Below are 22,537 nucleotides of genomic sequence, written 5' to 3'. Positions count from 1 at the left end.
GCACCATGGCCTTCGTTCGCACCAGCGGCCGGCGTGTGCTCCTCGCGGGTGCGGCCCGGATCGCCGTCCTGGGATCGGCCGCGGCAGGGGTGGTCGTTACCCCTGTCACGCCCGGCGGCGACCTCTACGATTTTACGCAGTGGCAGAAGCCCGCGATTGGGAGCGGCGCCTCCGACGTGGTCTACGCCCCCGCAGTCCAGCAGGCCTCGGCCACCAATGACGTCGTCGGGGTGAACTTCCAGGCGCCGGCCGGCACCGCCCTTTCCGCTCGCATGGCGACCTTCGGGCACTTCTTCCGCAAGGGTCATGTCCTCGCTTCCGATCGGCTGGACCTCTACTGGTCCGGGGCAGCGCATCCCGCCCAGATGGATGTGCTTTCCACGCACTCCGATGGCTCGGTGAAGCATGCCGCCATCACGACGCAGCACCCCGCACTGTCCGCCGGTCAGACGATCCAGGCCATGATCCGCAAGGGCGCGAGTGCGCCTGGGGCCACGCTTGCGATCACCCCGGCATCGAGCACGAACATAGCCGCAAGCCTAACCGTGGTCAGCCGCGTGCCGCACACCGTCCAGGACGCAAACCAGGGCGGCGCGTGGGTCGACACCGGAGTGCCCGCTGCGGTCGGGACCTCATATGACCTGAACCCGGCGACCATGCTGGCGAGCTACGCGGTCTCGGGCAATTGGCTGGCCGGGGACCGCTGCATTGAGAAGCGCTGCATGCGCTATCTGTCCGACGCTCTCCGCGTGATTATGGACGCCAGGGTCTATTCGGACGGGACCTGCGCCGTTCGATATCAGGTCACGGCGGATAACTGCATCTGGTCCAACCCCGGGAACTACTCCTCGTGGAACATCTCCATGACCGCCCAGCAGGGCGGCACGACCGTGTTCTCCACCAACAGCCTCCGCATCTGGCAGACCCAGGGCTTCCAGTCCAAGTGGATCAGGACTGACTTGTCCGCTGCGCTGAATGGGGTCGCATCCCCCGTGGAGCACAACGTCCAGTTTGACACCCCTTACCTTATCCATGCCGGCTCGCTTCCGCCCTACGATCTCTCCACCGGGCTGAGCGAGACATCCATCGTCACCATGAAGAGCAATGTGGCCGACGCCGCAGGCTTCCGTCTTCCTGGCAGCACGAATGGTTATCAGTCTCCAGGCATGGGCGGCACTGGCGGGCGCTCGGACATCGGGATGCTGCCCGGCTGGCACGCCGCCTATTTCTGCACCATGGATGCGAGGCTGAGGCCGATCGTCCTGGCGCAGGCTGAGGCTGGCCTCGAAATCCCTATCAACTACTGGGACAGCGTGAAGGGCGTCCCTCTCAATATCTTCCCGACCATTGGATATCCCGAGACGTGGTTCGACATGCGCCAAGGCGCGGTCATCACGAACATCCAGTGGAATGACCCCGGTATGGATCGTGACTGGGATGGCGCGCACCAGCCCCTCATCGCCTACGCGGCTTACCTGATCACGGGCGAGCACATGTATTGGGACATGATGGAGCGGCAGGCGACTTTCACGCTCGGCAACACCTACGGCCCTGGTCGCAAAAAAACAGTGGCTGGCGTCACCAAGGATTGGGTGACCTGCCAGGAGAACCAGCCAAGACAGGCCGGCTGGGGAATGCGCGACATCAGCATGGGCGCGCTCATCTGCCACGACGCGAGCCCCTTCAAAGCTCTGCTGCCGCAGGTCATCAAGTTCAACTACGACTATTTGGCCAGCGTGCAGGATGCTTGGAAGGATGCCCAGGGGGAGCACTATGGATGGCTGGCCTACAGCAATCCTTATGACCGCCTCGTCCTGAAGCCCTGGATGCAGGACCACTGGATGGCTGGCACTTGGTGCGCCTGGATGCAGGGCTGCACCGAAGCACGCACCTATGTCGACACCTTCATGAAGAACTGGCAGGTCGGCCGCTTCCTGCAAGCCGACAACGTGTTCCTCTACAAGAAGGGTTCTCAGTACGACCTCTACATGGGCAACATTAACACCATCATAGAGGAGCCCGTGGCCTTTAAGACTTGGGCCGCTCTCGGGGCGAGAGCTATCGCCGACCACGGGTCTGATTGGGACAATACCGGTGACTATTCCATGCTGGCCATCCGGTCTCTTTCGCTCATTCGCATGATGCTCCGCGACACCAATTCCACGGCGTCCATCGCGAAGCTGCTCAACAACGGGGCTCCATACACATCCCCGGACAGCATGAAGAGCGACAGCACCGACAATATCAGACCCCTGATTGCAGTGTAGGAGCGCCGCATGAGCATTAAGCCCGGCAACGCTGGCATCTCGGCGATCCTGCCGAACAGCGCCAGTGCCAACCGCCCCCTCACTCTCATGGTGGCGACCAAGCGAACCGCGGACAACCACCCGACCAACAGCCAGTTCCTCAGCATCTCCGACCCCAACGGGGAGAAGTGCTCGACGATCCTCTCGGGCGACTACGGCTACGCCGTTCTCTATCAGGACCGCTCCGGGAACTATGGCAGCGCGGGGAACGCTTCTGTCGATCCTGGGCTGGAGATGAGTAGCTTCTATACCGCTGGGAACTGGTGCTGGTGGATGCTTTGCCTCAATTCCAATTCGTCCAGGCAGTTCTTCGTCGACACCATTGCCTCTCCCGTCGGCACCACCGACCTTTCTGCGGCGCCGCCGGACTTCCGAGGCATGCCCCTCAAGCTATTCGACAACGACGGCAGCACGCAGTTCGCCTGGATCTCCGTCTATAGCGGAACCGTCTCCCAGGCCGACTTCCTGGCCGTCCGGGCGGGCACGAAAAACCCGCGCGACATCGCCGGCTTCTATGACGGCTCCACACTCGCCGGGAACCTGACGAGCTTCAATGGCCTCCTGACCTTCACTGGTTCTCCGACCTTTGTTGCGGGTGACAACCCCACAGTTGCAGCACAGGGCGTCACCCAACCGACCGGGGCCAAACTGGTGAGTGCCGGCTTTAGCTGGTAGCAGACTTCCGGGCCCGGCGTACGAACCCGAGACCGAGTAAGCCGATCCCGAACAGGGCGAGGCTGGCGGGCTCCGGAACCGCCACGGAGGCTGCTGTTACCGTCCCGGAAAAGGTGCACCTCGCAGCGTTGAGGCCGCAAGCTCCGCCATAGTCGGCACCGAACTGCCCGGTGAAGGCCGCCCCGCTGAACTGCAGATAGAACTCCGCTTCTGTGTCGCGGAAACCCACGGTACCAAAGAGTCCGGTTGCTGTGCTGCCGCTTAGGCTGAGGGACTTGATGAAGCCCGAACTCCCGGGAGGCCGCGGCTGTGTGAAATCATCCAGTGTGACAAAGCCGAAACCACCGGTTGCGTTATAGCGGTTGCCGCCCGCAATGCGCAGCGTCACGAGGCCCGCAAGGTCCGATACGACCGGAGTTTCCGTGCCTGGATCCGAATTGGCGACTTGGTAGGAGAAGCCCGCCTGAGCCGCCTCATCGGAAACGACTAACTCGCCGCTGAAAGAAGTGTTAGCGGGCGCAAATGGCCCCGGCTGATATTGAAACGGCCCCACTTGGCCGAAGCTGAAGATCACATCAGCCCGGGCCGCCCCACTCGCCAGCCCCGCCAGCAGCACCACACACAGCATCATCGCATGTCGCATGGACAGTCCTCCTCACCCCTGGGCGGAGCCGGACTGCAATCCAGGTGCCATCACGAATGAGTCATCCGATTCAGCGGGTTGGGACCGAGCCCCTGCCTGACGGCGCCGGATTCGTAAGGAAATTGGACTCGCTGCCCCCTCCGCCGTGACGGGGCCGCCGGACCCACCCGGCCCATCCCTCATCCACCCACGTCCCGTGCGCCTTCGGGCTGCGCGGCAATCCCTGTTGCGAGGTCCTCTGCATGCCTGCTGTCTCGGCCGACCTCGGGCTGCTGCCCGACCCGGACCTGGTGCGCCCGCGCATTTGGATCGGCACCTCGGCCGTTGCCGAAATCCAGTTCTACGACGAGGCACGGCGCGAGGTCGCCGTCACCGAGGAAGTGACCTTCCTGTGGCGCTCGCCCTTCAACATCGTCGTTGAGCTGGCGGGCGTGGCGGTTGCCGGCAAGCCGGGTCTGTTCCGCTGCTCCTACCAAGCCCCAGTCGCCGGGTTTGGGTGGGCAGTGCGCGCTCGAAAGGGCAGCGACGCCCCGATCCTCGATTGGGCGCTGTTCGATGTGGTGGCTGAGCCAGCAGGCGGGCCGGTGCCGCAGCAGTCTCTGTGGCTGACGGGACCGACTACCGCCGCTGTATCCCTGCAGGGCACGCACCTCACCGGCGCCACCATCCCGGACTTTCCGACCAAGACCGCCTTCGAGCCCGACGACCTGATCCCGGCTGTGGCCTCGGGCGGAGAGAGCGTGAACGTGACGGGGCAGGCCGTCGTGGACGCCGCTACGGCCGCAGGCGCAGCGTCCGGAGCGCCTGCGGTTGCCGCTGCAATCGCTGTGCAGGTGCCAGCCGCAGTCACAGCTCAGGTCCCGCCCGCAGTGACGACCGAGGTGGCCGCCAAGGTTGCCCCTGCCGTGTCGGAGGCTGTGACGGCGACCCTGCCGAGCATTCGAACCGACGCCGCCTCCGCAGCTACGGCAGCCATCGCCCCCCAGGTCCAGCAGGTCGTCACCAATACTGAGACGGTAGTCGCAAAGGCTGGGGAAGTTGAGACGAAGCGGGCGCAGGTCGCGAACGACGCAGCCGCTTCTGCTGCCAATTCCACGTCCTCAAATGCCGCCGCGATCCTTTCCCAGAACGCGGCAACCGCTGCCATCGGGAGCAACAACGGGGTTGCCGGGGACCCGGCCCACGATGCCATGACCCTGAAAGACCCGCTGGGGTACTGGTACTGGCGGTACAACATCACCACGGGGAAGATGGAGAACCTGTTCTGGTCCATGGGGCCGAACAGCGAGCCGGGTGTCTCCTTCAAGGATGACGCCGGTTTCGTCTTCCTTAAGGTCAACGCTAAGGGCTTCCAGGTCCGCGGTCTAACAGTCGATCCGGCCGGGAACGCGGTCATCGACGGCACTCTGACTGCGGCCGGCAGCGCTGTGGCGACCCAGGGCACGGTGGACGCGGGCGATGCGGCAACGCTTTCCTCTGCCCGGACCTACACGGACCAGCAGATTGCGGCGTCTGGCGGGGGAGGGGGCGGCACTGTCACGGCCGTGCCCTCGCGCAGCCTTACCCAGTTCGTGCCGCGCGCTGGCGTCGCGTCCAACACGCCCTCCACGGCCGGGGTGGCGAACGACTTCAACATGTGGCTCCCCCTGACGGCCAGCGACCAGGCCGAGGGCTGGACCGACATCGTGATCGTGGATGGGAACTTCGGGCAGAACAGCCTCGCCTTCGACGGGCCCAACGACTTCACCAGCCGCTATGCCATCGAATACCCCATCGGCAGCCCGCCCATCCCGCTCATCTGGGAGAACGGCCTGCGCGATATGACGGTGCAGCCCGGCGCGCTGGCGCGCACCTACCCGCTGCCCATCGTCATCCCCGGCGGCGCCTCGTTCCGGCTGCGGCAGTACCTCACCGTGCCCGCGGGCGGAACGTGGGTTTCCTCCTTCGAGCGGCTGACCGTCGCGGAGCAGGGGGCTGTTGAGTTCGGCACGGGGACCGACAAGACCTTGACCGGCACCGTGCCAACGGTCAGCGCCACCACCTACGCGCCGCGCACGCCGGTTTCCATCCTGGCTCGGCCCACCTCGGCCCTGGTGCCGTCCGGGCCGCGTGCCGGGAAGGGTGTGGCCGGGATCTTCATCACGGGCGACAGCATCAGCGAGGGCACGGGCGACGGGAACACAGCCGCGTATCGGGCCTACCCCGCGCGGGGCATCGCGGCGGCGAACTTCGGCTTCTCCCGCGCCTCCCGTTCGGGCAACCGCTTCACCCATTGGGACACGCCGTCCGAGCAATACCGGCGCCTCTACGGCTCCCAGGGCTGCACCCATGCCTTCTGCAACTACGGCACCAATGACCTCACGGTCGGGGCCACGTTCTCCAGCCTCCAGGCGAGCGCCACGCTGCTGAACAGCATGTTCCGGCAGCGCGGGATGAAGCTGATCCTGGCGACGCTGACCCCGCGCACCAACGCCACGAATGATGGGTTCTACGACACCGACACCCAGACCACGGTGGACACCCTCCTGGCCTACAACGACTGGCTGCGGACCAAGCCCTTCGGCAACCCGATCTTCGACGCGGCCAGCTTCGCCGCGAACCCGCAGAACCCGCGGTTCTGGCGGACGGACCTGGGCGCCACCCCGCCGGACGGACTGCACCCCACCGAGGCGCTCCACGCCGCCATTGGCGCCGGCCTCACCGCCGCCGCTCCCACCCTGTTCATCTGAGAGGTTCCGATGGCCGGCGTCAGCTTCAGCACTCCCACCTCCCCGGGCAATGTCGCCTTCGCGGCCGGTTTCGAGCCGGAGGTCACGCGCGGGCTGCGTGCCTGGCATTTCATGACCGGCGGGCAGGCCTCCGCCATCCGCAATCAGTGGCGAGGCGATGGTTCCGTGGGCGACGCTCTCGTTACGGGCGCCCCTAACTTCCTCTCCGACCGGACCCAGTTCCAGTCGGGGGTGAACTACCTGTCGCTGCGCCAACAGACGGACGCCCTGAACGGCACTATTATCGGGGTATTTCGCACGCTGGACACCCTGGCTGCTACGGCTACCCGGCCGGCCTTCTTTGGGCACTATGCGACGGGCGGCGGGACCACTTCCGGCGGCGTGCAGCTCGTGGCTACGGCAGCCACGTCGATCGTTGGCTACGTGGGTGTTGTGAACAGCGGCACGACTACGGCCGTGGCTGGGGCTCTCACGGGGCAGACTCCTGCCACCTGGGCAATCTACAGCCTTCGCTGGCGCTCCGGCGTGGACATGAACGCCCGGAACGAGAGCACGGGGCTTTCGGCTGTGACGGCTGACACACGCCCTCGCTTCGTGCAGGTCGTGCGGACTCAGCGGATCGGTGACGGGCTGAGTGGAAACTATGGGGGCACATCTGAAGCGGCAATGTTCGCCGGTTACTCCGACTACCTGACGGACGCAGAGCTGGCGGCGGTCCTGACGCGAAACGTCCGCCCGTTTCTGGGCACTGTCGGCATCACGGCCTGATGTCCCGCGCTCGCACAGGGAGGGCGTGATGCGCCGTCGGCTGAACGCTGCACTTCGCCTGGACCCTACCACCTGGGTTGCCGGCTTCGCGCTGTGGTCACTCATCACGGGCGCGTCCATCCTCGCGTCCGAGGACGTGATGCTGAAAGCGCCCACTTTCCAATACCTGAGCCGCATCCCGGTCCCCGAAAACGCATGGGGGGCTCTCATGCTGTTGGATGCTGCCGCTCTCCTGTGGGCCGCCTCTCGCCCCCATCTGCTTCGTCGCGCCGTCGTCACGTCTCTCTCAGGCCTGTTCTGGGTTCTGTGGGGTGGCGGCATGATCGTGGGCGGTTTGCGGGTCGGGATCATCTCGGGAAACGGTATTTGGAACGTCGCGGCTGGCATTGGCCTGTGCCTGGCGATGATGCAGTGGGTCACGCGAGCCTGGCTGCCGTCCGGGGAGGGGAAGGGATGACGTCGTTGCCCCTATGGCTCGCCATCTTCCTTCCCGTCGCCACCCTCTTCCTCGGCGGCTTCATGGCCGCCTGGACCGTCTATACCTATTTGCGGAAGCAGAATGCCGACCGCGACGCGCAGTTCCAGACGAAGATCGACGGGCTGAACAAGGACATCGCTCAGCTCAAGGAGAATTTTGACCTCAAGCTGAGCTCTGCCGTCGATAAGGAAAGTAAGTCCCGGCACGACGCGCAGAACGCCACGGCCGCGACGCTCGCGACACTCCAGCGAGGACTGAACGACGCCCTCAAGGAGATGGCGTCTCGCACGGAGGTGAAGGAGGTTGAGGGCCGACTGACCCTCGCCATGGGCAAGATCGAGACGAAACTGGACCACGTCGCGAACATGGTCCCGGAGATGAACGCCACGCTGAAGCAGCTTGTGGCGCAGATGGACCGCATGGCTCGCCGGCAGGAAGGCGGGCGCGTCACCGCCGAGTAGGGCCGTGCCCAGCGCGCGGCACAACTAGCACTGGTGTGCGGCCATCTACCCCAGGCCTAACTCTGCGTCGTCTCGGTTCACCACGATGCCGCGGAGTTCCGCTGCTAATTCGGGCGAACCTGCTTCCTCTGAGAGAGCAGCTGCCTCGCAGATCGCTTCGACGGATGCATTGCGCATAGCGATCACTAATAGGCGCTGCATCAGCGCAATACGAGCGTCGTTCGTCATGAGTTTCCGTCTTTAGAATGTTGAGCGGCAACAAGGCTGCCGCCGCCTAACTCCGCGCCCAACAAGTCGTTGGGCATCACTAAAATTAAGGATGTCCTATCGTGGAGGACTGGACGCAAGTCCCGGTGGCTCTTGGCGTGCCCGCAGCGTTCGCAGTGCCGCAACTACTGCTCGCCCGCGCTGCATGTCGGAAGGCTCCACACGCATAGCGTTTGTGGATTGGGGGCTACACCGTAACGCCGACTTCATGCACAGCCTGCAGGTGACTGTGGCGCCGACATGCCTAGCCTCACCTCCGAGCAGATCGTCGCGATCGACTCCATGTTCTTCGCCGGCCTGGCCGGCCTGGCCGCCCTGCTCCCCACCTTCGGTGCTCTCCGCTTTTGGCGGGACACCCTCGACAGGTAGAACGAGGGGGAGCTGGAGGAGGAGAATCGGCGGTCGCGGCGGCAGCTCGCCGACGCTCGCGCCTTCATCAGCGAGGTAGCCCTGCGCGGGCCTACCTGTTGGTCGGTCGCTGGAGGAGCTGATGTAGGAGAGCATTCGTCTCCTTCTGCGCCTTCACCATCTCGGCCATGTGGTGGACCAACTCAGCGAGCATGGTTTCGGCCGTCCGGCCGCCAAACTGGGACATGCACAGGCTCCAAGCATCAACGGGGCCGTAAGTCTCCTCCGAGATCATGGTTGCTGCAATGCACCATGGAGCGTGTCGCAGCTTCCGGAGATCCGCGCCCGGCGGCACCCGGGCACCCCTGAAAATCTGGAGACCACCATGGACACCATCGTGTCTTCGGTCGCGCGCGCCCTGCTGCAGGTCGTCGCGGGATCCATGATCGCGCGCGGCTGGCTGACGGCCGACGACGCCAATCTGTTGATCGGCGCCCTGGTGACGCTGATCGCCCTCGTCTGGTCCATCCTCGCCAAGCGCCGCGCCGCTCAGGTGGCCGACGCGCAGGTGCAGGCGGCCCAGGCTTCCATCCCGCCGCAGGTCACCCGCGCGCTGGATCAGACCGCCCTGGCGACGGAGGCGGTGCGGGAGACGGCCGCGACCGTGAAGGGGATGGCAGACACGCTGCGGAACGCGGTGGAGCCGTCCGGGCTTGGGGAGCGCGGGGCGTGAGCGGGGCAGGGAACGTCGGCCACGGGCACGTCACGCCCCGACCGGATGGTGTGAAGGCGCGCTGTGGCGGGCCGGCGATGTGCTCGGTGTGCGCCGCTGAACTGGCTGCGAAGATGCAGATGGGGACGGCTGCTCAGCCCGATCCCCGCCTGCCGCTAACGCAGACCACTCCGTTCCTGCCGGCCTCCTCACCTCCATGCCCGCCCGACTTCTGGGACCGCGTGGCGCGCGAGGTGGCGCGGCTGATGATGGAGCGGCAGGGCGTGGATCTGCTGCGGTCCCCTGTGGCCATGGCGGCGGGGGTGTCGCCATGACCTTCTGGTCCTCGCTCATAAACCTGTTCAACCGCCAGCCGGGCGAGACGGGGGCGGTGTTGGGGGTTCCGGCCGCCAACAAGACCGCGCCGGATGTCAACCAAATCGGCCGAAACGTAAACTCGCAACCCGCCAAAAGCCCGGTTTCGAGCGCCGATGTAAACCCGCCCCCCATCCCCGTCCTCACCGCCGCCGAGACGCCGATGCAGCCGGTGCCGGGGCTATACACCCCCGGTCAGGCCGCGACGGACCCGCTCATCACCTCGCCCGTCCTGCGCGCCCTGGGCTGGACCGATCCGGTGGGCTACGCGCCGGCCATGGATGCAGCCTGTGCGCGCTACGGCATCACGGGGCGGCAGCGCATGGCGTGCTTCCTCGCGCAGGTTGGGCACGAAAGCCTGAAGGGGTTCTACACGAAGGAGGTGTGGGGCCCGACCAAGGCGCAGGCCGGCTACGAGGGGCGCATCGACCTCGGCAACACCCAGCCCGGTGACGGCTCGCGCTTCCGGGGCCGGGGGCTCATCCAGGTCACTGGACGGGCCAACTACACCAAGGCCGCGAAGGCGCTAGGCAAGACCCTGGACGAGCTGCCCGCGTGGCTGGAGGGGCGAGAGGGTGCCGTCACCTCGGCCGCTTGGTGGTGGGAGCAGGCCGGGTGCAATGCCCTGGCGGACAAGGCCACCTCGCGCATCGCCTTCGACAGCCTCACCCGGCGCATCAACGGCGGGCTGAACGGCGGCGAGGAGCGGTGGAAGCTGTATCAGGCGGCGTTGAAAGCGCTGGGCTGAATAGGATCTGTATATTCTCGGCACGATTTGCAGAGGCCACTATGACCCGCATCCCCACGATTTCTGGCGACGAGCGCGACGCCTTCACCCGCGTCTCCCGCCGGCTACTCTACTGGCGCCCCGGCGAGCTGCGGCGGATCAAGCGCGGCTACTGGAAGCGGTTCAGGAAGGCTGGGAAGGCGCTGGAAATGGCGGGCGACAGGTAAACATCACCCCTGTATTTATAACCGAAATTATAACTGGAGGCCGCCATGGCCCACCACAAGCGCGGCCGGGCGCGAAACCGGCGGGCCTGCTGCAAGATGTGCAAGGGCTGGAAGGTCAACGGCCACGGCAAGGATCGCGTGGAGGCGGAGGCTATCGGCAGCTTCCGGCGTCGGCTGGGCGCGCGTCTCGACATGCGGGAGGCGATGCGCTGCGCGTAGGCGCTGGAAATGGCCGCCACCAGGGGCTAAATTCGTTCCGCTGCGGCGGCACGGATGGACGTGCGACTGAGTAGGACTGTAGGGGCGGGGCCACGTCTTCGTTGGGCAGTCCAGCCGGTATCAAGCCCGGCACGCAGCATACTCCCCCGGGTAGGTCCGTACCTCGGTACGAGCTGATGACCCGATGGGACCGAAACGGCCGGCCGGGACCTCCCGCGCCGGCCGTTTTGCTGTTCAGGGCTCACCTCACATCGACCCGCACGAAGTCGCGGATCGCTTCCCAGACCCGACGCCACCAAGGGCGACGATCCTCCGGGTCCGGCGGCTCGGGCGGCGACCGCTTCACCTCGATCTTAAAGCCCAGCTTCGGCGCTTGCGGCAGGGCGGCAGTGTCGGCGTAGGACATCGTTGAAACCTCCACTCGACAGGGCTATTTTGGTCCCGGTGGAGGGGGCCGTTGCACCGGCCCCCTCCGTTCAGACTACCAGACGAGGTGGAGGGTGATCTTGATGGTCACCTTCCCCCATTTCTTAGTCCGAAAGGTGATGGTGAAGCTCATCTTCACTGTCTCCTTACCGGGTTTCCGGCCTGGGAAGCTTGGCCGGTGAAGAGACTATGAACGCGAAACGCGTATCTGTAAACAACAATATGCGTCCTATTTGCTGTTTTTGTGTTTGCGCCGGACGCGTTACGCGGCCATTATGCGCTCATGCCGACCGTCGTCATCGCCACCAAAGACAATTCATGGTCTGAGCGTCTGCGCGGATATCGCGAGGACGCAGGGCACTCCCAGGCGTCCATGGCGGCCGAGTTAGTGGTTCCCAAGACCACCTACGCAAGCTGGGAACTCGGGATGCGCGAGCCGCGCTTCGAGATGCTGGTCCGCATCAGCCAAGTGCTGGGCGTCACGCCGAACGACATTCTTGTTGGCCCGCAGAAGGGCAGTGTCGAGGAGGCACTGCGCGAGAACGAGGAGATGCGGCGTCGCCTCAATGCAGTCCTAGAGGCGCTGACCCGCTAAATTGGGCCACGTTCCGCGCCACGCACCACCACCCAAGTTGCACCCCCGCCACACCAAGCGCGCAACGTCCACAGACTTACCCGGAAAAATACGCGTGAGGCGTCGGCCTATCATAGGTTGACCCGCCCCACCTTCCGATCGGGCATCCATCAGCCGGCAGGCGGGGCAGGGGGCTCCGGCTGCCGGCTTTTGTCGCCGCGCAGACGAGGTTGATGGAACACTGAGGGGGTCTCACCTCTGAGCGTGCAAATGGGATTGCTCCGAGGCTTTCTGAACGAACTCGGAGGCCGCCTCCTCAGCCTTCCGCAAACGATCCCGAACAAGTCTATGGGCCTCTACCTTCCGATGTCGGTTGGCCAGTGACAGCATGAATGCGTCCTGTGCCGAGAGAAGCTCCTGCACGACGCGAGCAGCATCCTGAACCGTCAGGGCGATGGTCATGACTTCATCTCGCAGATGAGGCGAAAGGCGCGGGTGCCGCGGTTCACTCGGACATAGTCACCGCCGACCTCGTCGCTGAAAGTCCAGAACACCCCATCCTCGGCGAGTTCGTGGGCGATGCGGAGGCAGGCGTTCAGCCTGTCCTTCTCGCTGGTGTAGGGCTTGTTCCCCTCCAGCTTCGGGACGCAGCGCACGAAGTCAGCGCCGATGGGCAGGTGCTTCACCCGCAGGCAGCGGAGGGCTTCGCAGGAGAGGGTCACCGCGCGGCCTCCCGAGCGCGCGCCAGACGCTCCTCGGCGAGGCGCAGGTGGCAGGCCGCGAGGGGGCTGGCGGGCTGAGCCGCGACACGGGCGCGGGCGGCGGAAACGGCAGCCTCGGCATCGGTCAGTTCGGCGCGGACACCAGCGAGATAGGCAGAAGAAGCAAAGTGGCGGTTCCACACTGCGCGCTTCTGCCCGTCCGTCATGTCGATGAACCGCATCGGTGCCTCCTGTCTGGTGGACGGAGTATCGGATATCCGCTATACGCCGTCAATAGCTGATATCCGTTATGGAGGCTCCTTTGACGGGAATTCTGATATCCGATAGGCGGGCAGGGGTGGGCCGCCCTCCGCTGAACGATCACGACAAGTCCGTCCTGCTCCGCTTCCCGCCCGGGCTGCGCGACCGGATGGATGCTGTCCTGCACGCGGGGGAAAGCCGGACATCCTTCATCCAGGCGCTGATCGTGGCCGAGGTGGAACGCCGCGAGGCCGAGAAGAAGCCGACTACCTAAACCGCCGCACCCCCGGCCCCACCAGGTCCAGCACCAGATCCGACTGCAGGAACACCCCGTCCGCCCCAACCCGCCGGATGGACACGCGCGCCGGCCGCTGGTGGCACAACTCGCACCGGAGCCGCCCGATCACTTCCTCCATCCGTGCGTCGCCGTGGTCACGGACGAGGCGGGCGAGGGGGAGCCAGCGCAGCTCGGGGCAGGTCTTGCCGGGGCAGCGGACGCCTAGGAAGCACTCGCGGTAGTTCTCCAGCGGTGATGAGAGGACGTGGTTCCGCTGCGGCTCGGGGGCGTGGTTGTGGGCCACGTCACCCCAGGTCCACCCCATTCACCCGCGCCTCGACGTTCCTCGCCCACCACTCGTCCATCGGCCCCCACAGCCACTCCCCGCGCTCGACGGATAGGGACGCAATCATGCCGGTGATCGTCTCGTCGCCGCCGGCCCCGCCCGCGGCCCGGTAGGCGGCGCGTGCTAGGTTCAGGCACTCCACCGTGTCCAGGCCGCGGCCAGCCGCATCGCGGTAGGCTTGCCCCACCGCGTGCAGGTGGTCGGCCGGCCAGGTGGAGCAAGGCGGTGGGGTGTAGAGGTGGGGGTAGGAGACGGGAGGGAGACTATCAGGCACAGGAAGACCCCGATTCGTGTGTCCCCTATTGTGCCACCCCTGTGTGCGTGTTCACTACCTGTTCGCGTTCCTCGCGTCACGAAAACGCCAGTAAACACGGGCCTTCTATAGTTCAAGTGGTCGAATCAACGGTTTGCTAAACCGTTATAGGATGTCAAGTCCTATCGTGGGTTCGAATCCCATCCCCTCCGCCATTCTCCGTTCCCGCTATATTCCCATATTTTCCCACCAGCCCTTATAATCCGGGCTGCTCTGGCGCGTTTGGTGCTCTAGCGGGCCCTCGATTTTCCCATCCCGTCCCACCCAAGCGCGCGAACGAACCGGGTAAGCGACCGGGCAACGGCATCGCCGGACCGGGTAACGGAGGGCGGGCATGCTGACGGACCGGGAAATCAAGGCGGCGCAGAAGGCGGATAAGCCCTATCGCCTGCCTGACGGTGGCGGCCTGCACCTCAAGGTCATGCCCTCCGGGTCGAAGCTCTGGCACTACCGGTACGAGATCGAGGGGCGGGAGCGGACCCTGTCGATCGGCATGTACCCGGCGGTTACCGCGAAGGCGGCGCGCGAAGCGCGGGATGAGGCGCGAAAGGCTGTGGCGCAGGGCAGGGATCCCAGCGTGCAGAAGCGCCTCGAAAGGGTCGCCGCGGTCTCGGCCGCGGGCGTGACCTTCGAAGCGGTGGCGCGCGCCTGGCACGATCACACCAAGGACCAGTGGACCGCCCGCCACGCGGCCGACGTGCTGGGCAGCCTGGAAGCGGACGTGTTCCCCACCCTCGGCAAGCTGCCGATCGGCCAGATTACGACCCCTATGGTGCTGTCGGTCCTGCGGCGCATCGAGCGCCGTCCGGCCGTGGAGACGGCGCACCGGGTGCGCCAGCGCATGTCCGCCGTCTTCGTCCACGCCATCGCCACGGGGCAGGGGAAAGACGATCCAGCGGCCGTGGTGAAGAAGGCCCTGCGCACGGTGGAGCGCGGCCGGCAGCCCTCGCTCACCACGCTGCCGGAAGTTCGGCAGATCCTCCTGGACGCCGAGGCCGAGGCGGCCCACCCCACCACCAAGCTGGCGCTTCGCCTGCTTGCCCTGACGGCCGTCCGACCTGGCGAGGTGTCAGGCGCACGCTACGATGAGATGTCCGGCCTGGACGGTCCGGAGCCGCTGTGGGTCATCCCAGCCGAGCGGATGAAGATGAAGCGGGAGCACGTCGTGCCGCTGTCCCCGGCCGCGGTGGAGGTGATCCAGGCCGTGCACCGGCTTACCGGGCGGGGGCCGCTGCTCTTCCCCAACGTGCGGCACGCCCACCGGCCGATGAGCGAGAACGCCATGGGCTATCTGCTTAACCGGGCCGGCTACCACAGTCGCCACGTCCCGCACGGCTGGCGCTCCTCCTTCTCCACCATCATGAATGGGCGGTACCGGGACGAGCACGACCGGAAGGTCATCGACCTGATGCTGGCCCATGTGTCGAAGGACAAGGTGGAAGCTGCCTACAACCGAGCGCTGCATATGGAGCGGCGGCGAGAGATCGCCTGCGAGTGGGCCGGCCTGCTGATGGCAGGCATGGCGCCGGCGGCGACCCTCCTGGAAGGGCCGCGACGCCCGCTCAAGCTGCGGGATGTCGGCGCGGCCGGCCTCGACGGCGGTGAGGCGGCTCCTCCTCAGCGACGGGCGCGGCGGGCGGCGTAGAGCCGTCCTCGGCGGGCCGATCGGCCTTCCAGGCCGCGATGACGGAGCTGGGCCAGCGGACAACTCCGCCACCGAGCTGGCGAGGCGCCGGGAAGGTGGCCGCCGCGATTCGTCGGTAGATCGCGGAGCGGCTTAGGCCGACCTCGCGCTCCACCTCCCGCAGCTTGAGCCATGGATCCGACATGGCGGCCAAGCCGGATGGCAGCAGGTCCGCCGGGTAGGTGCTCCCATCAGGCATCCGTGCCCTCCTTCTCCGCCAGCGCCGCGCGCAGGCTCAGCCCGTCCTCGGTGGCGGACCACCTCTCGGCCGTCTTCACCGCCAGGCGCATGGCCTGCAGCCGCTTCAGGTTCTCCAGCAGCGGCCGCCACTCGCCCGCCACCGCATCCAGGCGGCTGCGCTGTCCGCCATCGGCCGGCAGCCAGAGGAGCGTCCGCCGGTCCTTGGGGCTGAGCGCCTTCAACAGCCGCTCCGCGTCGCCGGCGTCCCCGGCCGGGCTCAGCTCCACGAAGGAGACCACGCGCCGCACCCGCAGCGCGGCCAGCAGGCGATCGCTGAAGGGCTTCTTCCCGCCGCGCACCTCGGACACGTAGGTAGGCGGCAGGCCGGCGGCCCGGGACCAGATTTCCTGGGAGCCCGCGGCGGCGATGGCGGCGTTCAGGCGGGCGTAGAGGTCCGCCTCGCGAAGATCACTCCCCATAGAGGGCCTGCCGGATGCGATCGTCGCGGGTGGGGGTGGTCGGCTCCATGTCAGGGGTTCTCCGTGTGGCCGATAGGGATGTCAGTCACGGACCAGCCCTGGGCGCGGCAGAGCTTGTCAATCGCGGATTGGATGTCGCGCGTGCTGAGTGCGGCGGCGAAGGTGCTGTTGCACAAGCGGTGCGCCGCCTCGCGTGCCAGCGCGTCCTTGGCCCGCATCCGCTGCCCTTGCTGGAGGGTGAAGCCCCCGTAGGTGCTCGTGTCGAAGTCGCTAACACTGGCGATCACGCGTCTGCTGTCGTCCAGCAGGACAAGAAGAACGCCCTTCGGAGTATCGCTCATCTACCCCTCCTCCCCGCGGACCTGGGCGGCGCGTGCGCGAAGGGACGCGGCGGTTAGGGCGAGGGCGGGGGTGGCGGCTGTGGTGTCGGCGCCATGCCAGGGTTTCCCAATGCGAGCCCAGGGCAGCGTCGTGCTGGTCTGGCGCATGCCAAGGGTGACCGGCTCGTCTTCCGGCACCAGCGTCAGCGCGGCGTCCAGGCTGGCGGTGTAGGCGGGTGGCGACCAGTATCCGCCTTTCCTGACCACCACGTCGATTGCGCGGTCAGTCTCGAAATCCGCCCCCGTCAGCGCCTCCACACGCGCGGCGAGTTCCAGAAGCACTGCACCCTCGCTCTGCGCCGTCATGACGGGGAGCCGGGAAGGGCGGCGCGGGCGAGTAGCGTCGCGTTGATCTTGCGAAGGGCCGCCCAACACGTTTCGTAGTTTGCCTCGCCTGTCCGCAGCGTGGCCTCGATCTGCGCCTTGCGGATTAGCAGATCGTCGGTCGCCAGCTTAAGTGTCAGCAATTCACTCACCACGGCTTGGATCATGGCCGCCCCACCTCCCCATCCTCGTGCGCGACTGGGCTGGGGCGGGAGAGGGCGGTGTCGTGCTCGCGGTGCCACAGCCAATGCAGGGCCGCGCCGCCAAGTTGGAACAGCGCCTCGCGTTCCTGCCGCTCGCGCTTCTTGAGCGACTTCACATCGCCCATCATGGGCTGGCGCAGTGCACGGTAGGCGGCTGTCTTCTCCGCCAAATCGCGCGCTGCCGCATCGGGCGACCCCATATTCAGAGGCGACCCGAGACCATCCTCCACCAGCACATCAGCCCGCATCGCCGCCTCGCCCAGCGGCGGAGCGGGGGCGGTCAGGGAGGCGCCTACCGCTGCTGCTGACACGCCTCCCTGACCTGACGCGGCGCATTCACCCTGGCATGCTGATCCGAGGTTACTGGCGCCGCGCGTCTGATTCTGTGACGGAGCGGGGGTGGCGATACGCTCAGCAATCACGGCCAGGGCGGCACTTGCCAGAGCGTCGGCATATCGCTGGTCGCTATTGTCCATGCGTGCCGGCTCCTGTCCGCAACGGAGGAAGCGCGCATCGTGGATTGCTTGGCGCACCTCCACGAAGAAGGCGGGGTCCCACGCGATCTCACCATCGCTGGTGCGCTCGAACACCCCCTCGCGCGAGGGCCGAACCGGCTGGGTGGTGGGGGGCGGGGTTGTCTCGGGGGTCATACCAACTCCTCCTGCTCAGCACGGACCGTCCAGCGGGCGGGGCACTGCATGGCGTCCCAGCGGTCAGCCATGGCCCGTGGCGTGTTGCCGGGCCGGTTGTGGTTGCGGGCGATGTCGGTGCTGTCCACGCTCGCGAAGGGCCACCGATTGCCGCTGAGCTGTAGGCCACGCAGCATGTGAATTGGCGGCGTGCGGGCGAAGGTGCGGGCTATCTCGTTCCAGCACTCGTCCATGCGCCGCTCCCATGCGTCGGACAGCACGTCGGCGTATTCGGCGGTGCTGCCCATGCAGACCCGCGACCAGCCCTCGTCGCAGAGCCGCAGCAGGCGGCTGATCGGCTCGTCCAGATGCCAGACCGGGGCAGCTTGGCGCTTGCCGTGCGGCCACTCGCGCAGCAGCGCGTCCTGCTCCTGGGTGCCGGCATCGATCACGTCCGGGATGACCGCCCAGGTCGTTGGGTAGGCGAGCCACTGATCGGTCCAGGCGTAGAAGCCTGCCCAGTCGGGCTGGTAGCCGCGCTTCCATGCGCTGAAGGCTCCGTTGTCCAGCGCGACCGACTGGCCGATGCTGTGGGCCTGGCGGACCTGATCCGGGCGGGCGAACGACACAAAGAAGTGCCGTCCGGCCAGTTCGTAGAGCGCGGACAGGGGCGTGATGGGGAGGCCGTGGTGATGGATCACAGCCACCCCCTCCCACCCGGCAGCGGCAGAAACACCCCGAACACCCGGAGGCCGCGGGTCATGTCAGCGGACATTGCCGGAGGTCTCCTCGATCTCTGCGCTGGCGGGGTGCCCGGCGATCACGCGCGCGTCCTTCGCCCGCTTCGTATTCATCCAGGTGTCGAGCAGGGCGCCGAACTCCGGCGTGCGCCGCAGCTGGATGAGGCGCCGGACCAGCGGCGATTCCTTGAGGGCCTGCACCGCCAGGAAGAGCTGGTGGGCCTCGCGCTCCACCCGGGCGTTCAGCTCCCGGTGAGGCTCATCGAGCAGCGGCCCGCCATAGGCCCAGCCGTTGGTCGAGACCTGCCGGGGGTAGAGCACCGTCTGCCTGCCCTCGATCCACCAGTAGCCGCCATCGGGCGAGATCTGGTCGATGCTCCAGCGGGCCGCCAGCGGCTGGCCGAACTCGGTGATGATCTTGTGGGCGAAGGCGCCCCGGTGCTCGGCCGGGACTTTGCCGTCCCAGCGGATGACCTCCGGCACGTCCGGGGCGCGCTTCGGTACCGGGAGACGCGGCACCGGCGGGCGGGCGTTGCCGATCATGGGGTGTCCTCCGGCGGGGGTACGTGCAGGCGGAAGGCCTCGGCGCGGGCGGCGTCGCAGCGCTCCCAGTGGGTCTGGTCGGCGAGCTGGCGGAGGGCGTCCATGGACCGCACGGCCCGGTCCATGGTGAGGAGGACCTGCTGGGCGTTCGTGCAGCGCTCGTAGGCGGCCACGATCTCGTCCGCACGGGTCTCCGCGTTGCTCTTGATCCGCGGCGCGGTAGCGGTGGCGCTCATAGGGCACCCCGCAGCAGCGCGCGCAGGATCACCTGCAGGTTGAGGAACACCTCCGCGAAGAGGAGCGGCGCCGCGATGGTGCCGGCGAAGGCGCCCAGCCAGGCCAGGGTCTCGCGGCCCCTCATTCCCCGCACCCCTGCCCGAGTTCACCCTTTCGCCCGTCGCGGGCCGCGGTGAAGACCTGCCAGGGCACCCAACCCTTCGGGCAGGCGAAGCCCCAGTCCCGCACGCGCGGGCCGGTGATGAAGAGCGTCCAAACCGGGCGCTCGCTCTGGGCGGTCCCCAGCAGCTGCACGCGGTGGAGCGCCTCGGGACGCCGGGAGTAGAGGGCCCACGGCTTGCGCAGGAACACGCCGTCAGGGGTGTGCTCGAGGTAGCTCCCCTCCAGCAGCAGGGAGACGTTCCACCAGGGGTGGTCGTGCAGCGCCCGATCGTCGTCGGACCGCAGGAAGTGGTGCAGGTAGACGTTGAAGAAGCGGTTGCGCGGGATCACCCACCAGCGCCGCAGGTAGGGCTGCTCCTCACCCCCGATGACGAAGTCGGGCGGCCGGCGATCGGCGACGCGCCGGCGGAGCGCGGAGAGGATGCGGCTCATGCCACCCGCTCCCCGCCCTGGGCCCCAGCCATCTCGCGCGCCCGGGGCTGATCCGGGTGCGGCGTGGCGAGCGCCTCGGCGTCGAACAGCGCCGGGATGGCGGCGGCCTGGTCCTCGGCGGTGAGGTAGGCCACCGCGTCGCGCCAGTACCGCGCAGACAGCTCCGTTCCGAGGCCTCTCCGCCCGGCCTGCACCGCCAGCAGCGGCACCGTCCCGATGCCGGCGAAGGGGTCGAAGACCGTCTCCCCCGGCATAGAGAACTGGTTGATGACCCGCTCCACGATGTCGAACTGCAGCGGGCAGAGGTGCATCTCGGCGCCGCGCTGGTACTGCGCCGCGTTCAGGGTCCGCATGCGCGTGACGTCGGTCCAGACGTCAGGGTGCACGGAGTGGGGCGGCCAGAGCATGAAGGTGCTGGGCAGCCGCTCCATTTCGTCCAGGCGCTCGGACAGGTCCAGGTGCTCGCGGAAGTCATAGACCCGGTCGCCGGTGAGCCTCGCCTCCCACCACTTGTAGAGCTGCTCGTGCGGCAGGTTCCGCAGCTCGTCGCTGGAGAGGAGCCGGTTCCCCGAGGACCTGGCATAGCCGTGCGCGTCCAGCTGCCAGCCGGCGCGGCTGTAGCCGGTACCGGGCACCGGGTGCTTCCAGTTGTCCTCCTTGTCGAAGGGCCGGACTACGCCCTCGCTGTCGGTGCAGTGGGGCTTGGCCTTCACCACCGGCACGTCCGCATAGCCGCGGCTGGGGTCGCTGGGCGGCTTGCGGAACAGGAGGAGGTATTCCGGCACCCCGCAGCCCATCCGGGTCCCGTCCTTGCACTGCTCCGACCAGCCCAGGCGATAGGTCTGGTTGTTCTCCCGGACCACGTCGGTGGTGATCGTCTTCATGCCGAGGAAGGCGAAGCCGTGGCGCTGGTAGTGGAAGATCGCCTCGGCGTGGAATGGGCTCAGGGTCTGGAACCCGAGCCCGGTCAGCCCGCCCGGGACAATCCGGTCCTTGACGTGAATCGCCGCGACCCGCCCGGGGCGCAGGACCCGCAGCAGCTGGGCGGAGAGGAAGTCCATCTGCCGCCAGAAATGGCCGTTGTCGTCGGTGTGGCCGAAGTCGTTGAAGGTGGGCGTGTATTCGTACTGGGTGGCGAAGGGGATGCTGGTGACGATCAGGTCCACGGTGTTCTCGGCCATGGCGGCCGTCTCCAGCACGCAGTCGTTGTTGATCAGCCGCCAGGCCTCGCCCTTCGCCTCCTGCCGCCTCACGCCCATGGATCGCTGCAGGGTCTCGCGCTGGATGTTGCTGGCCAGGCCGTAGCGGCGGACGATCTCGCGCATGCGCCCGACCATCTCGACGTGCCGAGCCCACTTCGCTTCCAGGTTCCGCCGGATGTCGCGCTCTGCCTCCGTGTAGATCAGGTCGATCCGCACGTCGTGCTCCTGCCCGAAGCGCACGATCCGGTGGTAGGCCTGGATGAAGTCGTGGAATTTATGGCCGATGCCCAGGAAGATCGCGTGGGCGCAGTGGCGCTGGAAGTTGCAGCCGGTGCCGGCGATGGAGGGCTTCGCCGCCAGCTCCGGGATCTTCCCGTCCGAGAACGCGATCACCGCGGCCTCGCGCTCGTCCAGGTCCTGGGAGCCATAGATGGAGGTGCTCTCCGGCGCCGCGGCCTCGATGGCGCGCCGCTCGTCCTCCAGGTCGTGCCAGAGGATCCGGTGCGCCCCCGGGTCCAGGGCCCGCAGCTCGGTCATCTTCTCGATCCGGGCCGGCAGGCTGGACCGCTTCTCGGACGCCGCCTCGCTGACGCCGATCGACGCCTCCCGGAACATCCTCAGCTGCCCGTCGCGCTCGGCGCCGGCCTCGCCGTGGTCGGTCTGCACCTCGTGCCAGTGCACCTCCACCGGCGGCAGCTCGTAGCCGGCGTTGTCGTAGCCCAGGTCCGCAGGTTCGGTGATGAACACCGCCCAGGTCGAGACCCACTCCCAGAACTCGGCCTCCTTGTGCGGGTGCAGGGTCAGCTTGTCGGCGTTGCTGCTGTCGCGCTTGAAGAACCGGGTCTTCGCCTCGGCCACCTCCATAACGGCCAGGAAGGCGGCATAGGCCAGCAGCTCGATGTAGTCGTTCGGGCTGGGCGTCGCGGTGGCGACGAGGCGGTACTGGGTGACCGCGAACTGCGCCATCAGCTCCCGGAAGGTCTTGCTGCCGCCGAAGCCGCGCAGGATGGCGGCCTCGTCCAGGCTGATCGCGGCGAAGAGCGCCGGGTCCAGCTTGCCCTCCCGCACGCTCTCGTAGTTGGTCAGGTAGATCCCGGGCTCGTCCACCTCCGCGCTGGACCGGACGAATCTCACGGGGATGCCGAGCATCCCGGCGTCGCGGATCAGCTCCTGACGGGTGCCCAGAGGCAGGACGATCAGCCCGCGCGCCGCGGGGCCAACCGCGGCGAGCACCAGGCGCAGCCACTCCAGCTGCATGACGCTCTTGCCCAGGCCGAAGCTGGCGAAGATGGCGGCCCGGCCCTTGCGGACCGCCCAGCCGGTGATGTCGCCCTGGTGGGGCTTGAGGATCGGGTTCAGCGCCTCGGCCGAGATCTCGATGCCCTGGTCCTCGGCCTTCACCACCTTCGCGGCGAGGAAGGAGAGGTAGGCGTCGGTGGACAGGTCCTCCGCGGCGAAGGACTGCGCGGCCGAGACGACGGGGAAGGGGTATCCTGGGCTGTGCATGGG

General features: G+C 67.1%; 33 protein-coding genes and 1 pseudogene. 15 read left to right on the top strand and 19 right to left on the bottom strand.

The annotated features are described in order from the left end of the window. Positions 1 to 5 precede the first annotated feature (5 nt). A complete protein-coding gene (locus J5Y10_RS05075) occupies positions 6 to 2,267 on the top strand; it encodes a hypothetical protein (protein WP_209371423.1) in 2,262 nt (753 codons plus the stop codon). 9 nt (positions 2,268 to 2,276) lie between these two features. Next, positions 2,277 to 2,981: a hypothetical protein gene (locus J5Y10_RS05070; RefSeq protein ID WP_209371420.1), complete on the top strand. Its 705-nt coding sequence runs from the start codon at positions 2,277 to 2,279 to the stop codon at positions 2,979 to 2,981. Here the strand turns inward: J5Y10_RS05070 and J5Y10_RS28865 are convergent. After that, a pseudogene (locus J5Y10_RS28865) lies at positions 2,971 to 3,063 on the bottom strand (PEP-CTERM sorting domain-containing protein); the annotation flags it as partial. The gene J5Y10_RS05070 and the pseudogene J5Y10_RS28865 sit on opposite strands and share 11 nt — an antisense overlap. Positions 3,064 to 3,866: 803 nt before the next feature. Here J5Y10_RS28865 and J5Y10_RS05060 point away from each other — a divergent pair. The 4 genes from J5Y10_RS05060 to J5Y10_RS05045 are packed head-to-tail and all read left to right on the top strand — an operon-like array spanning position 3,867 to position 8,060. Continuing rightward, a complete protein-coding gene (locus J5Y10_RS05060; RefSeq protein ID WP_209371416.1) occupies positions 3,867 to 6,353 on the top strand; it encodes an SGNH/GDSL hydrolase family protein in 2,487 nt (828 codons plus the stop codon). Between the two features lie 9 nt (positions 6,354 to 6,362). Next, positions 6,363 to 7,121, top strand: coding sequence for a hypothetical protein (locus J5Y10_RS05055; protein ID WP_209371414.1), 759 nt, complete (start codon positions 6,363 to 6,365; stop codon positions 7,119 to 7,121). 28 nt (positions 7,122 to 7,149) lie between these two features. Further along, positions 7,150 to 7,578 (top strand): hypothetical protein, encoded by a 429-nt coding sequence (locus tag J5Y10_RS05050; protein ID WP_209371413.1) that lies wholly within the window; start codon positions 7,150 to 7,152, stop codon positions 7,576 to 7,578. Continuing rightward, entirely contained in the window at positions 7,575 to 8,060 is a 486-nt protein-coding gene (locus tag J5Y10_RS05045; protein ID WP_209371411.1) for a hypothetical protein, read from the top strand. The genes J5Y10_RS05050 and J5Y10_RS05045 overlap by 4 nt, the downstream gene beginning before the upstream one ends. A 45-nt stretch (positions 8,061 to 8,105) precedes the next feature. On the opposite strand, the gene J5Y10_RS05040 is transcribed toward J5Y10_RS05045, so the two are convergent. Then, positions 8,106 to 8,288, bottom strand: coding sequence for a hypothetical protein (locus tag J5Y10_RS05040; RefSeq protein ID WP_209371409.1), 183 nt, complete (start codon positions 8,286 to 8,288; stop codon positions 8,106 to 8,108). Between the two features lie 279 nt (positions 8,289 to 8,567). Between J5Y10_RS05040 and J5Y10_RS28355 the strand changes: the two genes are divergently transcribed. The 6 genes from J5Y10_RS28355 (at position 8,568) to J5Y10_RS05015 (ending at position 10,935) form a co-directional block, all read left to right on the top strand. Next, positions 8,568 to 8,696, top strand: a complete 129-nt coding sequence (locus J5Y10_RS28355) for a hypothetical protein (RefSeq protein WP_280854900.1) — start codon at positions 8,568 to 8,570, stop codon at positions 8,694 to 8,696. A gap of 364 nt (positions 8,697 to 9,060) precedes the next feature. Beyond that, on the top strand, positions 9,061 to 9,408 hold the full coding sequence (locus J5Y10_RS05035) for a Pam3-gp28 family putative phage holin (protein WP_209371406.1): 348 nt from the start codon (positions 9,061 to 9,063) through the stop codon (positions 9,406 to 9,408). A gap of 119 nt (positions 9,409 to 9,527) precedes the next feature. Then, positions 9,528 to 9,722, top strand: coding sequence for a hypothetical protein (locus J5Y10_RS05030; RefSeq protein WP_209371403.1), 195 nt, complete (start codon positions 9,528 to 9,530; stop codon positions 9,720 to 9,722). Continuing rightward, complete coding sequence (locus J5Y10_RS05025) at positions 9,719 to 10,510, top strand: glycoside hydrolase family 19 protein (RefSeq protein WP_209371401.1); 792 nt, start codon at positions 9,719 to 9,721, stop codon at positions 10,508 to 10,510. Before J5Y10_RS05030 ends, J5Y10_RS05025 begins: the two co-directional genes overlap by 4 nt. Before the next feature lie 41 nt (positions 10,511 to 10,551). Beyond that, a complete protein-coding gene (locus J5Y10_RS05020) occupies positions 10,552 to 10,716 on the top strand; it encodes a hypothetical protein (protein WP_209371399.1) in 165 nt (54 codons plus the stop codon). A gap of 45 nt (positions 10,717 to 10,761) precedes the next feature. Beyond that, on the top strand, positions 10,762 to 10,935 hold the full coding sequence (locus J5Y10_RS05015; RefSeq protein ID WP_209371397.1) for a hypothetical protein: 174 nt from the start codon (positions 10,762 to 10,764) through the stop codon (positions 10,933 to 10,935). Between the two features lie 241 nt (positions 10,936 to 11,176). On the opposite strand, the gene J5Y10_RS05010 is transcribed toward J5Y10_RS05015, so the two are convergent. Beyond that, positions 11,177 to 11,341 (bottom strand): hypothetical protein, encoded by a 165-nt coding sequence (locus J5Y10_RS05010; RefSeq protein ID WP_209371394.1) that lies wholly within the window; start codon positions 11,339 to 11,341, stop codon positions 11,177 to 11,179. Between the two features lie 303 nt (positions 11,342 to 11,644). Between J5Y10_RS05010 and J5Y10_RS05005 the strand changes: the two genes are divergently transcribed. Further along, a complete protein-coding gene (locus tag J5Y10_RS05005; protein ID WP_209371392.1) occupies positions 11,645 to 11,956 on the top strand; it encodes a helix-turn-helix domain-containing protein in 312 nt (103 codons plus the stop codon). Between the two features lie 437 nt (positions 11,957 to 12,393). Here the strand turns inward: J5Y10_RS05005 and J5Y10_RS05000 are convergent, their stop codons facing one another. Together J5Y10_RS05000 and J5Y10_RS04995 are read right to left on the bottom strand one after the other, a co-directional pair. After that, positions 12,394 to 12,657 carry a hypothetical protein gene (locus J5Y10_RS05000; protein WP_209371391.1) on the bottom strand — a complete coding sequence of 88 codons (264 nt, stop codon included), beginning with the start codon at positions 12,655 to 12,657 and terminating at the stop codon, positions 12,394 to 12,396. Continuing rightward, positions 12,654 to 12,878 (bottom strand): hypothetical protein, encoded by a 225-nt coding sequence (locus J5Y10_RS04995; RefSeq protein WP_209371389.1) that lies wholly within the window; start codon positions 12,876 to 12,878, stop codon positions 12,654 to 12,656. The genes J5Y10_RS05000 and J5Y10_RS04995 overlap by 4 nt, the downstream gene beginning before the upstream one ends. 116 nt (positions 12,879 to 12,994) lie before the next feature. On the opposite strand from J5Y10_RS04995, the gene J5Y10_RS04990 reads away from it, so the two are divergent. Next, a complete protein-coding gene (locus J5Y10_RS04990) occupies positions 12,995 to 13,171 on the top strand; it encodes a YlcI/YnfO family protein (RefSeq protein ID WP_209371387.1) in 177 nt (58 codons plus the stop codon). On the opposite strand, the gene J5Y10_RS04985 is transcribed toward J5Y10_RS04990, so the two are convergent. After that, on the bottom strand, positions 13,164 to 13,499 hold the full coding sequence (locus J5Y10_RS04985; protein ID WP_209371385.1) for a hypothetical protein: 336 nt from the start codon (positions 13,497 to 13,499) through the stop codon (positions 13,164 to 13,166). The two genes, J5Y10_RS04990 and J5Y10_RS04985, sit on opposite strands and share 8 nt — an antisense overlap. Beyond that, positions 13,480 to 13,794 carry a hypothetical protein gene (locus tag J5Y10_RS04980; RefSeq protein ID WP_209371383.1) on the bottom strand — a complete coding sequence of 105 codons (315 nt, stop codon included), beginning with the start codon at positions 13,792 to 13,794 and terminating at the stop codon, positions 13,480 to 13,482. The genes J5Y10_RS04985 and J5Y10_RS04980 overlap by 20 nt, the downstream gene beginning before the upstream one ends. A gap of 373 nt (positions 13,795 to 14,167) precedes the next feature. Here J5Y10_RS04980 and J5Y10_RS04975 point away from each other — a divergent pair, with 373 nt between their 5' ends. After that, positions 14,168 to 15,478 (top strand): tyrosine-type recombinase/integrase, encoded by a 1,311-nt coding sequence (locus tag J5Y10_RS04975; RefSeq protein ID WP_209371381.1) that lies wholly within the window; start codon positions 14,168 to 14,170, stop codon positions 15,476 to 15,478. Here J5Y10_RS04975 and J5Y10_RS04970 read toward each other — a convergent pair. The 12 genes from J5Y10_RS04970 to J5Y10_RS04920 form a co-directional block, all read right to left on the bottom strand. Further along, positions 15,396 to 15,662 (bottom strand): helix-turn-helix transcriptional regulator, encoded by a 267-nt coding sequence (locus tag J5Y10_RS04970; RefSeq protein WP_209372219.1) that lies wholly within the window; start codon positions 15,660 to 15,662, stop codon positions 15,396 to 15,398. The genes J5Y10_RS04975 and J5Y10_RS04970 overlap by 83 nt on opposite strands. Before the next feature lie 46 nt (positions 15,663 to 15,708). Continuing rightward, positions 15,709 to 16,176: a hypothetical protein gene (locus tag J5Y10_RS04965; protein ID WP_209371378.1), complete on the bottom strand. Its 468-nt coding sequence runs from the start codon at positions 16,174 to 16,176 to the stop codon at positions 15,709 to 15,711. 50 nt (positions 16,177 to 16,226) lie between these two features. Beyond that, positions 16,227 to 16,517, bottom strand: coding sequence for a hypothetical protein (locus J5Y10_RS04960; RefSeq protein ID WP_209371376.1), 291 nt, complete (start codon positions 16,515 to 16,517; stop codon positions 16,227 to 16,229). After that, the gene (locus J5Y10_RS04955; RefSeq protein ID WP_209371374.1) at positions 16,518 to 16,862 is read right to left on the bottom strand and encodes a hypothetical protein; all 345 of its coding nucleotides are present in this window, start codon (positions 16,860 to 16,862) and stop codon (positions 16,518 to 16,520) included. Next, positions 16,859 to 17,047 carry a hypothetical protein gene (locus J5Y10_RS04950; RefSeq protein ID WP_209371372.1) on the bottom strand — a complete coding sequence of 63 codons (189 nt, stop codon included), beginning with the start codon at positions 17,045 to 17,047 and terminating at the stop codon, positions 16,859 to 16,861. Before J5Y10_RS04950 ends, J5Y10_RS04955 begins: the two co-directional genes overlap by 4 nt. Continuing rightward, positions 17,044 to 17,733, bottom strand: a complete 690-nt coding sequence (locus J5Y10_RS04945; protein ID WP_209371370.1) for a hypothetical protein — start codon at positions 17,731 to 17,733, stop codon at positions 17,044 to 17,046. Before J5Y10_RS04945 ends, J5Y10_RS04950 begins: the two co-directional genes overlap by 4 nt. After that, on the bottom strand, positions 17,730 to 18,413 hold the full coding sequence (locus J5Y10_RS04940) for a hypothetical protein (RefSeq protein WP_209371368.1): 684 nt from the start codon (positions 18,411 to 18,413) through the stop codon (positions 17,730 to 17,732). Before J5Y10_RS04940 ends, J5Y10_RS04945 begins: the two co-directional genes overlap by 4 nt. A 63-nt stretch (positions 18,414 to 18,476) precedes the next feature. Next, the gene (locus J5Y10_RS04935) at positions 18,477 to 18,995 is read right to left on the bottom strand and encodes a hypothetical protein (protein ID WP_209371366.1); all 519 of its coding nucleotides are present in this window, start codon (positions 18,993 to 18,995) and stop codon (positions 18,477 to 18,479) included. Continuing rightward, positions 18,992 to 19,231 (bottom strand): hypothetical protein, encoded by a 240-nt coding sequence (locus tag J5Y10_RS04930; protein WP_209371364.1) that lies wholly within the window; start codon positions 19,229 to 19,231, stop codon positions 18,992 to 18,994. The genes J5Y10_RS04935 and J5Y10_RS04930 overlap by 4 nt, the downstream gene beginning before the upstream one ends. Continuing rightward, positions 19,228 to 19,356 carry a hypothetical protein gene (locus tag J5Y10_RS28350; RefSeq protein WP_280854889.1) on the bottom strand — a complete coding sequence of 43 codons (129 nt, stop codon included), beginning with the start codon at positions 19,354 to 19,356 and terminating at the stop codon, positions 19,228 to 19,230. The genes J5Y10_RS04930 and J5Y10_RS28350 overlap by 4 nt, the downstream gene beginning before the upstream one ends. Further along, positions 19,353 to 19,826, bottom strand: a complete 474-nt coding sequence (locus tag J5Y10_RS04925) for a hypothetical protein (protein ID WP_209371362.1) — start codon at positions 19,824 to 19,826, stop codon at positions 19,353 to 19,355. The genes J5Y10_RS28350 and J5Y10_RS04925 overlap by 4 nt, the downstream gene beginning before the upstream one ends. Continuing rightward, complete coding sequence (locus J5Y10_RS04920) at positions 19,823 to 22,534, bottom strand: DNA methyltransferase (RefSeq protein ID WP_209371359.1); 2,712 nt, start codon at positions 22,532 to 22,534, stop codon at positions 19,823 to 19,825. The genes J5Y10_RS04925 and J5Y10_RS04920 overlap by 4 nt, the downstream gene beginning before the upstream one ends. Between the last annotated feature and the right edge of the window lie 3 nt (positions 22,535 to 22,537).

Source organism: Roseomonas indoligenes, from assembly GCF_017813365.1.
GTDB classification, from domain to species: Bacteria; Pseudomonadota; Alphaproteobacteria; order Acetobacterales; family Acetobacteraceae; genus Roseomonas; species Roseomonas indoligenes.
Note: the sequence above shows the minus strand (reverse complement) of the source record. Positions and strands in the feature narration are given on the sequence as shown.

What these genes read in the sequence shown, in the direction of transcription:
- J5Y10_RS05075 (WP_209371423.1), top strand. Translation starts at nt 6, where the DNA reads ATGGCCTTCGTTCGCACCAGCGGCCGGCGTGTGCTCCTCGCGGGTGCG.
- J5Y10_RS05070 (WP_209371420.1), top strand. Translation starts at nt 2,277, where the DNA reads ATGAGCATTAAGCCCGGCAACGCTGGCATCTCGGCGATCCTGCCGAAC.
- J5Y10_RS05060 (WP_209371416.1), top strand. Translation starts at nt 3,867, where the DNA reads ATGCCTGCTGTCTCGGCCGACCTCGGGCTGCTGCCCGACCCGGACCTG.
- J5Y10_RS05055 (WP_209371414.1), top strand. Translation starts at nt 6,363, where the DNA reads ATGGCCGGCGTCAGCTTCAGCACTCCCACCTCCCCGGGCAATGTCGCC.
- J5Y10_RS05050 (WP_209371413.1), top strand. Translation starts at nt 7,150, where the DNA reads ATGCGCCGTCGGCTGAACGCTGCACTTCGCCTGGACCCTACCACCTGG.
- J5Y10_RS05045 (WP_209371411.1), top strand. Translation starts at nt 7,575, where the DNA reads ATGACGTCGTTGCCCCTATGGCTCGCCATCTTCCTTCCCGTCGCCACC.
- J5Y10_RS05040 (WP_209371409.1), bottom strand. Translation starts at nt 8,288, where the DNA reads ATGACGAACGACGCTCGTATTGCGCTGATGCAGCGCCTATTAGTGATC.
- J5Y10_RS28355 (WP_280854900.1), top strand. Translation starts at nt 8,568, where the DNA reads ATGCCTAGCCTCACCTCCGAGCAGATCGTCGCGATCGACTCCATGTTC.
- J5Y10_RS05035 (WP_209371406.1), top strand. Translation starts at nt 9,061, where the DNA reads ATGGACACCATCGTGTCTTCGGTCGCGCGCGCCCTGCTGCAGGTCGTC.
- J5Y10_RS05030 (WP_209371403.1), top strand. Translation starts at nt 9,528, where the DNA reads ATGGGGACGGCTGCTCAGCCCGATCCCCGCCTGCCGCTAACGCAGACC.
- J5Y10_RS05025 (WP_209371401.1), top strand. Translation starts at nt 9,719, where the DNA reads ATGACCTTCTGGTCCTCGCTCATAAACCTGTTCAACCGCCAGCCGGGC.
- J5Y10_RS05020 (WP_209371399.1), top strand. Translation starts at nt 10,552, where the DNA reads ATGACCCGCATCCCCACGATTTCTGGCGACGAGCGCGACGCCTTCACC.
- J5Y10_RS05015 (WP_209371397.1), top strand. Translation starts at nt 10,762, where the DNA reads ATGGCCCACCACAAGCGCGGCCGGGCGCGAAACCGGCGGGCCTGCTGC.
- J5Y10_RS05010 (WP_209371394.1), bottom strand. Translation starts at nt 11,341, where the DNA reads ATGTCCTACGCCGACACTGCCGCCCTGCCGCAAGCGCCGAAGCTGGGC.
- J5Y10_RS05005 (WP_209371392.1), top strand. Translation starts at nt 11,645, where the DNA reads ATGCCGACCGTCGTCATCGCCACCAAAGACAATTCATGGTCTGAGCGT.
- J5Y10_RS04995 (WP_209371389.1), bottom strand. Translation starts at nt 12,878, where the DNA reads ATGCGGTTCATCGACATGACGGACGGGCAGAAGCGCGCAGTGTGGAAC.
- J5Y10_RS04985 (WP_209371385.1), bottom strand. Translation starts at nt 13,499, where the DNA reads ATGGGGTGGACCTGGGGTGACGTGGCCCACAACCACGCCCCCGAGCCG.
- J5Y10_RS04975 (WP_209371381.1), top strand. Translation starts at nt 14,168, where the DNA reads ATGCTGACGGACCGGGAAATCAAGGCGGCGCAGAAGGCGGATAAGCCC.
- J5Y10_RS04970 (WP_209372219.1), bottom strand. Translation starts at nt 15,662, where the DNA reads ATGTCGGATCCATGGCTCAAGCTGCGGGAGGTGGAGCGCGAGGTCGGC.
- J5Y10_RS04965 (WP_209371378.1), bottom strand. Translation starts at nt 16,176, where the DNA reads ATGGGGAGTGATCTTCGCGAGGCGGACCTCTACGCCCGCCTGAACGCC.
- J5Y10_RS04960 (WP_209371376.1), bottom strand. Translation starts at nt 16,517, where the DNA reads ATGAGCGATACTCCGAAGGGCGTTCTTCTTGTCCTGCTGGACGACAGC.
- J5Y10_RS04955 (WP_209371374.1), bottom strand. Translation starts at nt 16,862, where the DNA reads ATGACGGCGCAGAGCGAGGGTGCAGTGCTTCTGGAACTCGCCGCGCGT.
- J5Y10_RS04950 (WP_209371372.1), bottom strand. Translation starts at nt 17,047, where the DNA reads ATGATCCAAGCCGTGGTGAGTGAATTGCTGACACTTAAGCTGGCGACC.
- J5Y10_RS04945 (WP_209371370.1), bottom strand. Translation starts at nt 17,733, where the DNA reads ATGACCCCCGAGACAACCCCGCCCCCCACCACCCAGCCGGTTCGGCCC.
- J5Y10_RS04935 (WP_209371366.1), bottom strand. Translation starts at nt 18,995, where the DNA reads ATGATCGGCAACGCCCGCCCGCCGGTGCCGCGTCTCCCGGTACCGAAG.
- J5Y10_RS04930 (WP_209371364.1), bottom strand. Translation starts at nt 19,231, where the DNA reads ATGAGCGCCACCGCTACCGCGCCGCGGATCAAGAGCAACGCGGAGACC.
- J5Y10_RS28350 (WP_280854889.1), bottom strand. Translation starts at nt 19,356, where the DNA reads ATGAGGGGCCGCGAGACCCTGGCCTGGCTGGGCGCCTTCGCCGGCACC.
- J5Y10_RS04925 (WP_209371362.1), bottom strand. Translation starts at nt 19,826, where the DNA reads ATGAGCCGCATCCTCTCCGCGCTCCGCCGGCGCGTCGCCGATCGCCGG.
- J5Y10_RS04920 (WP_209371359.1), bottom strand. Translation starts at nt 22,534, where the DNA reads ATGCACAGCCCAGGATACCCCTTCCCCGTCGTCTCGGCCGCGCAGTCC.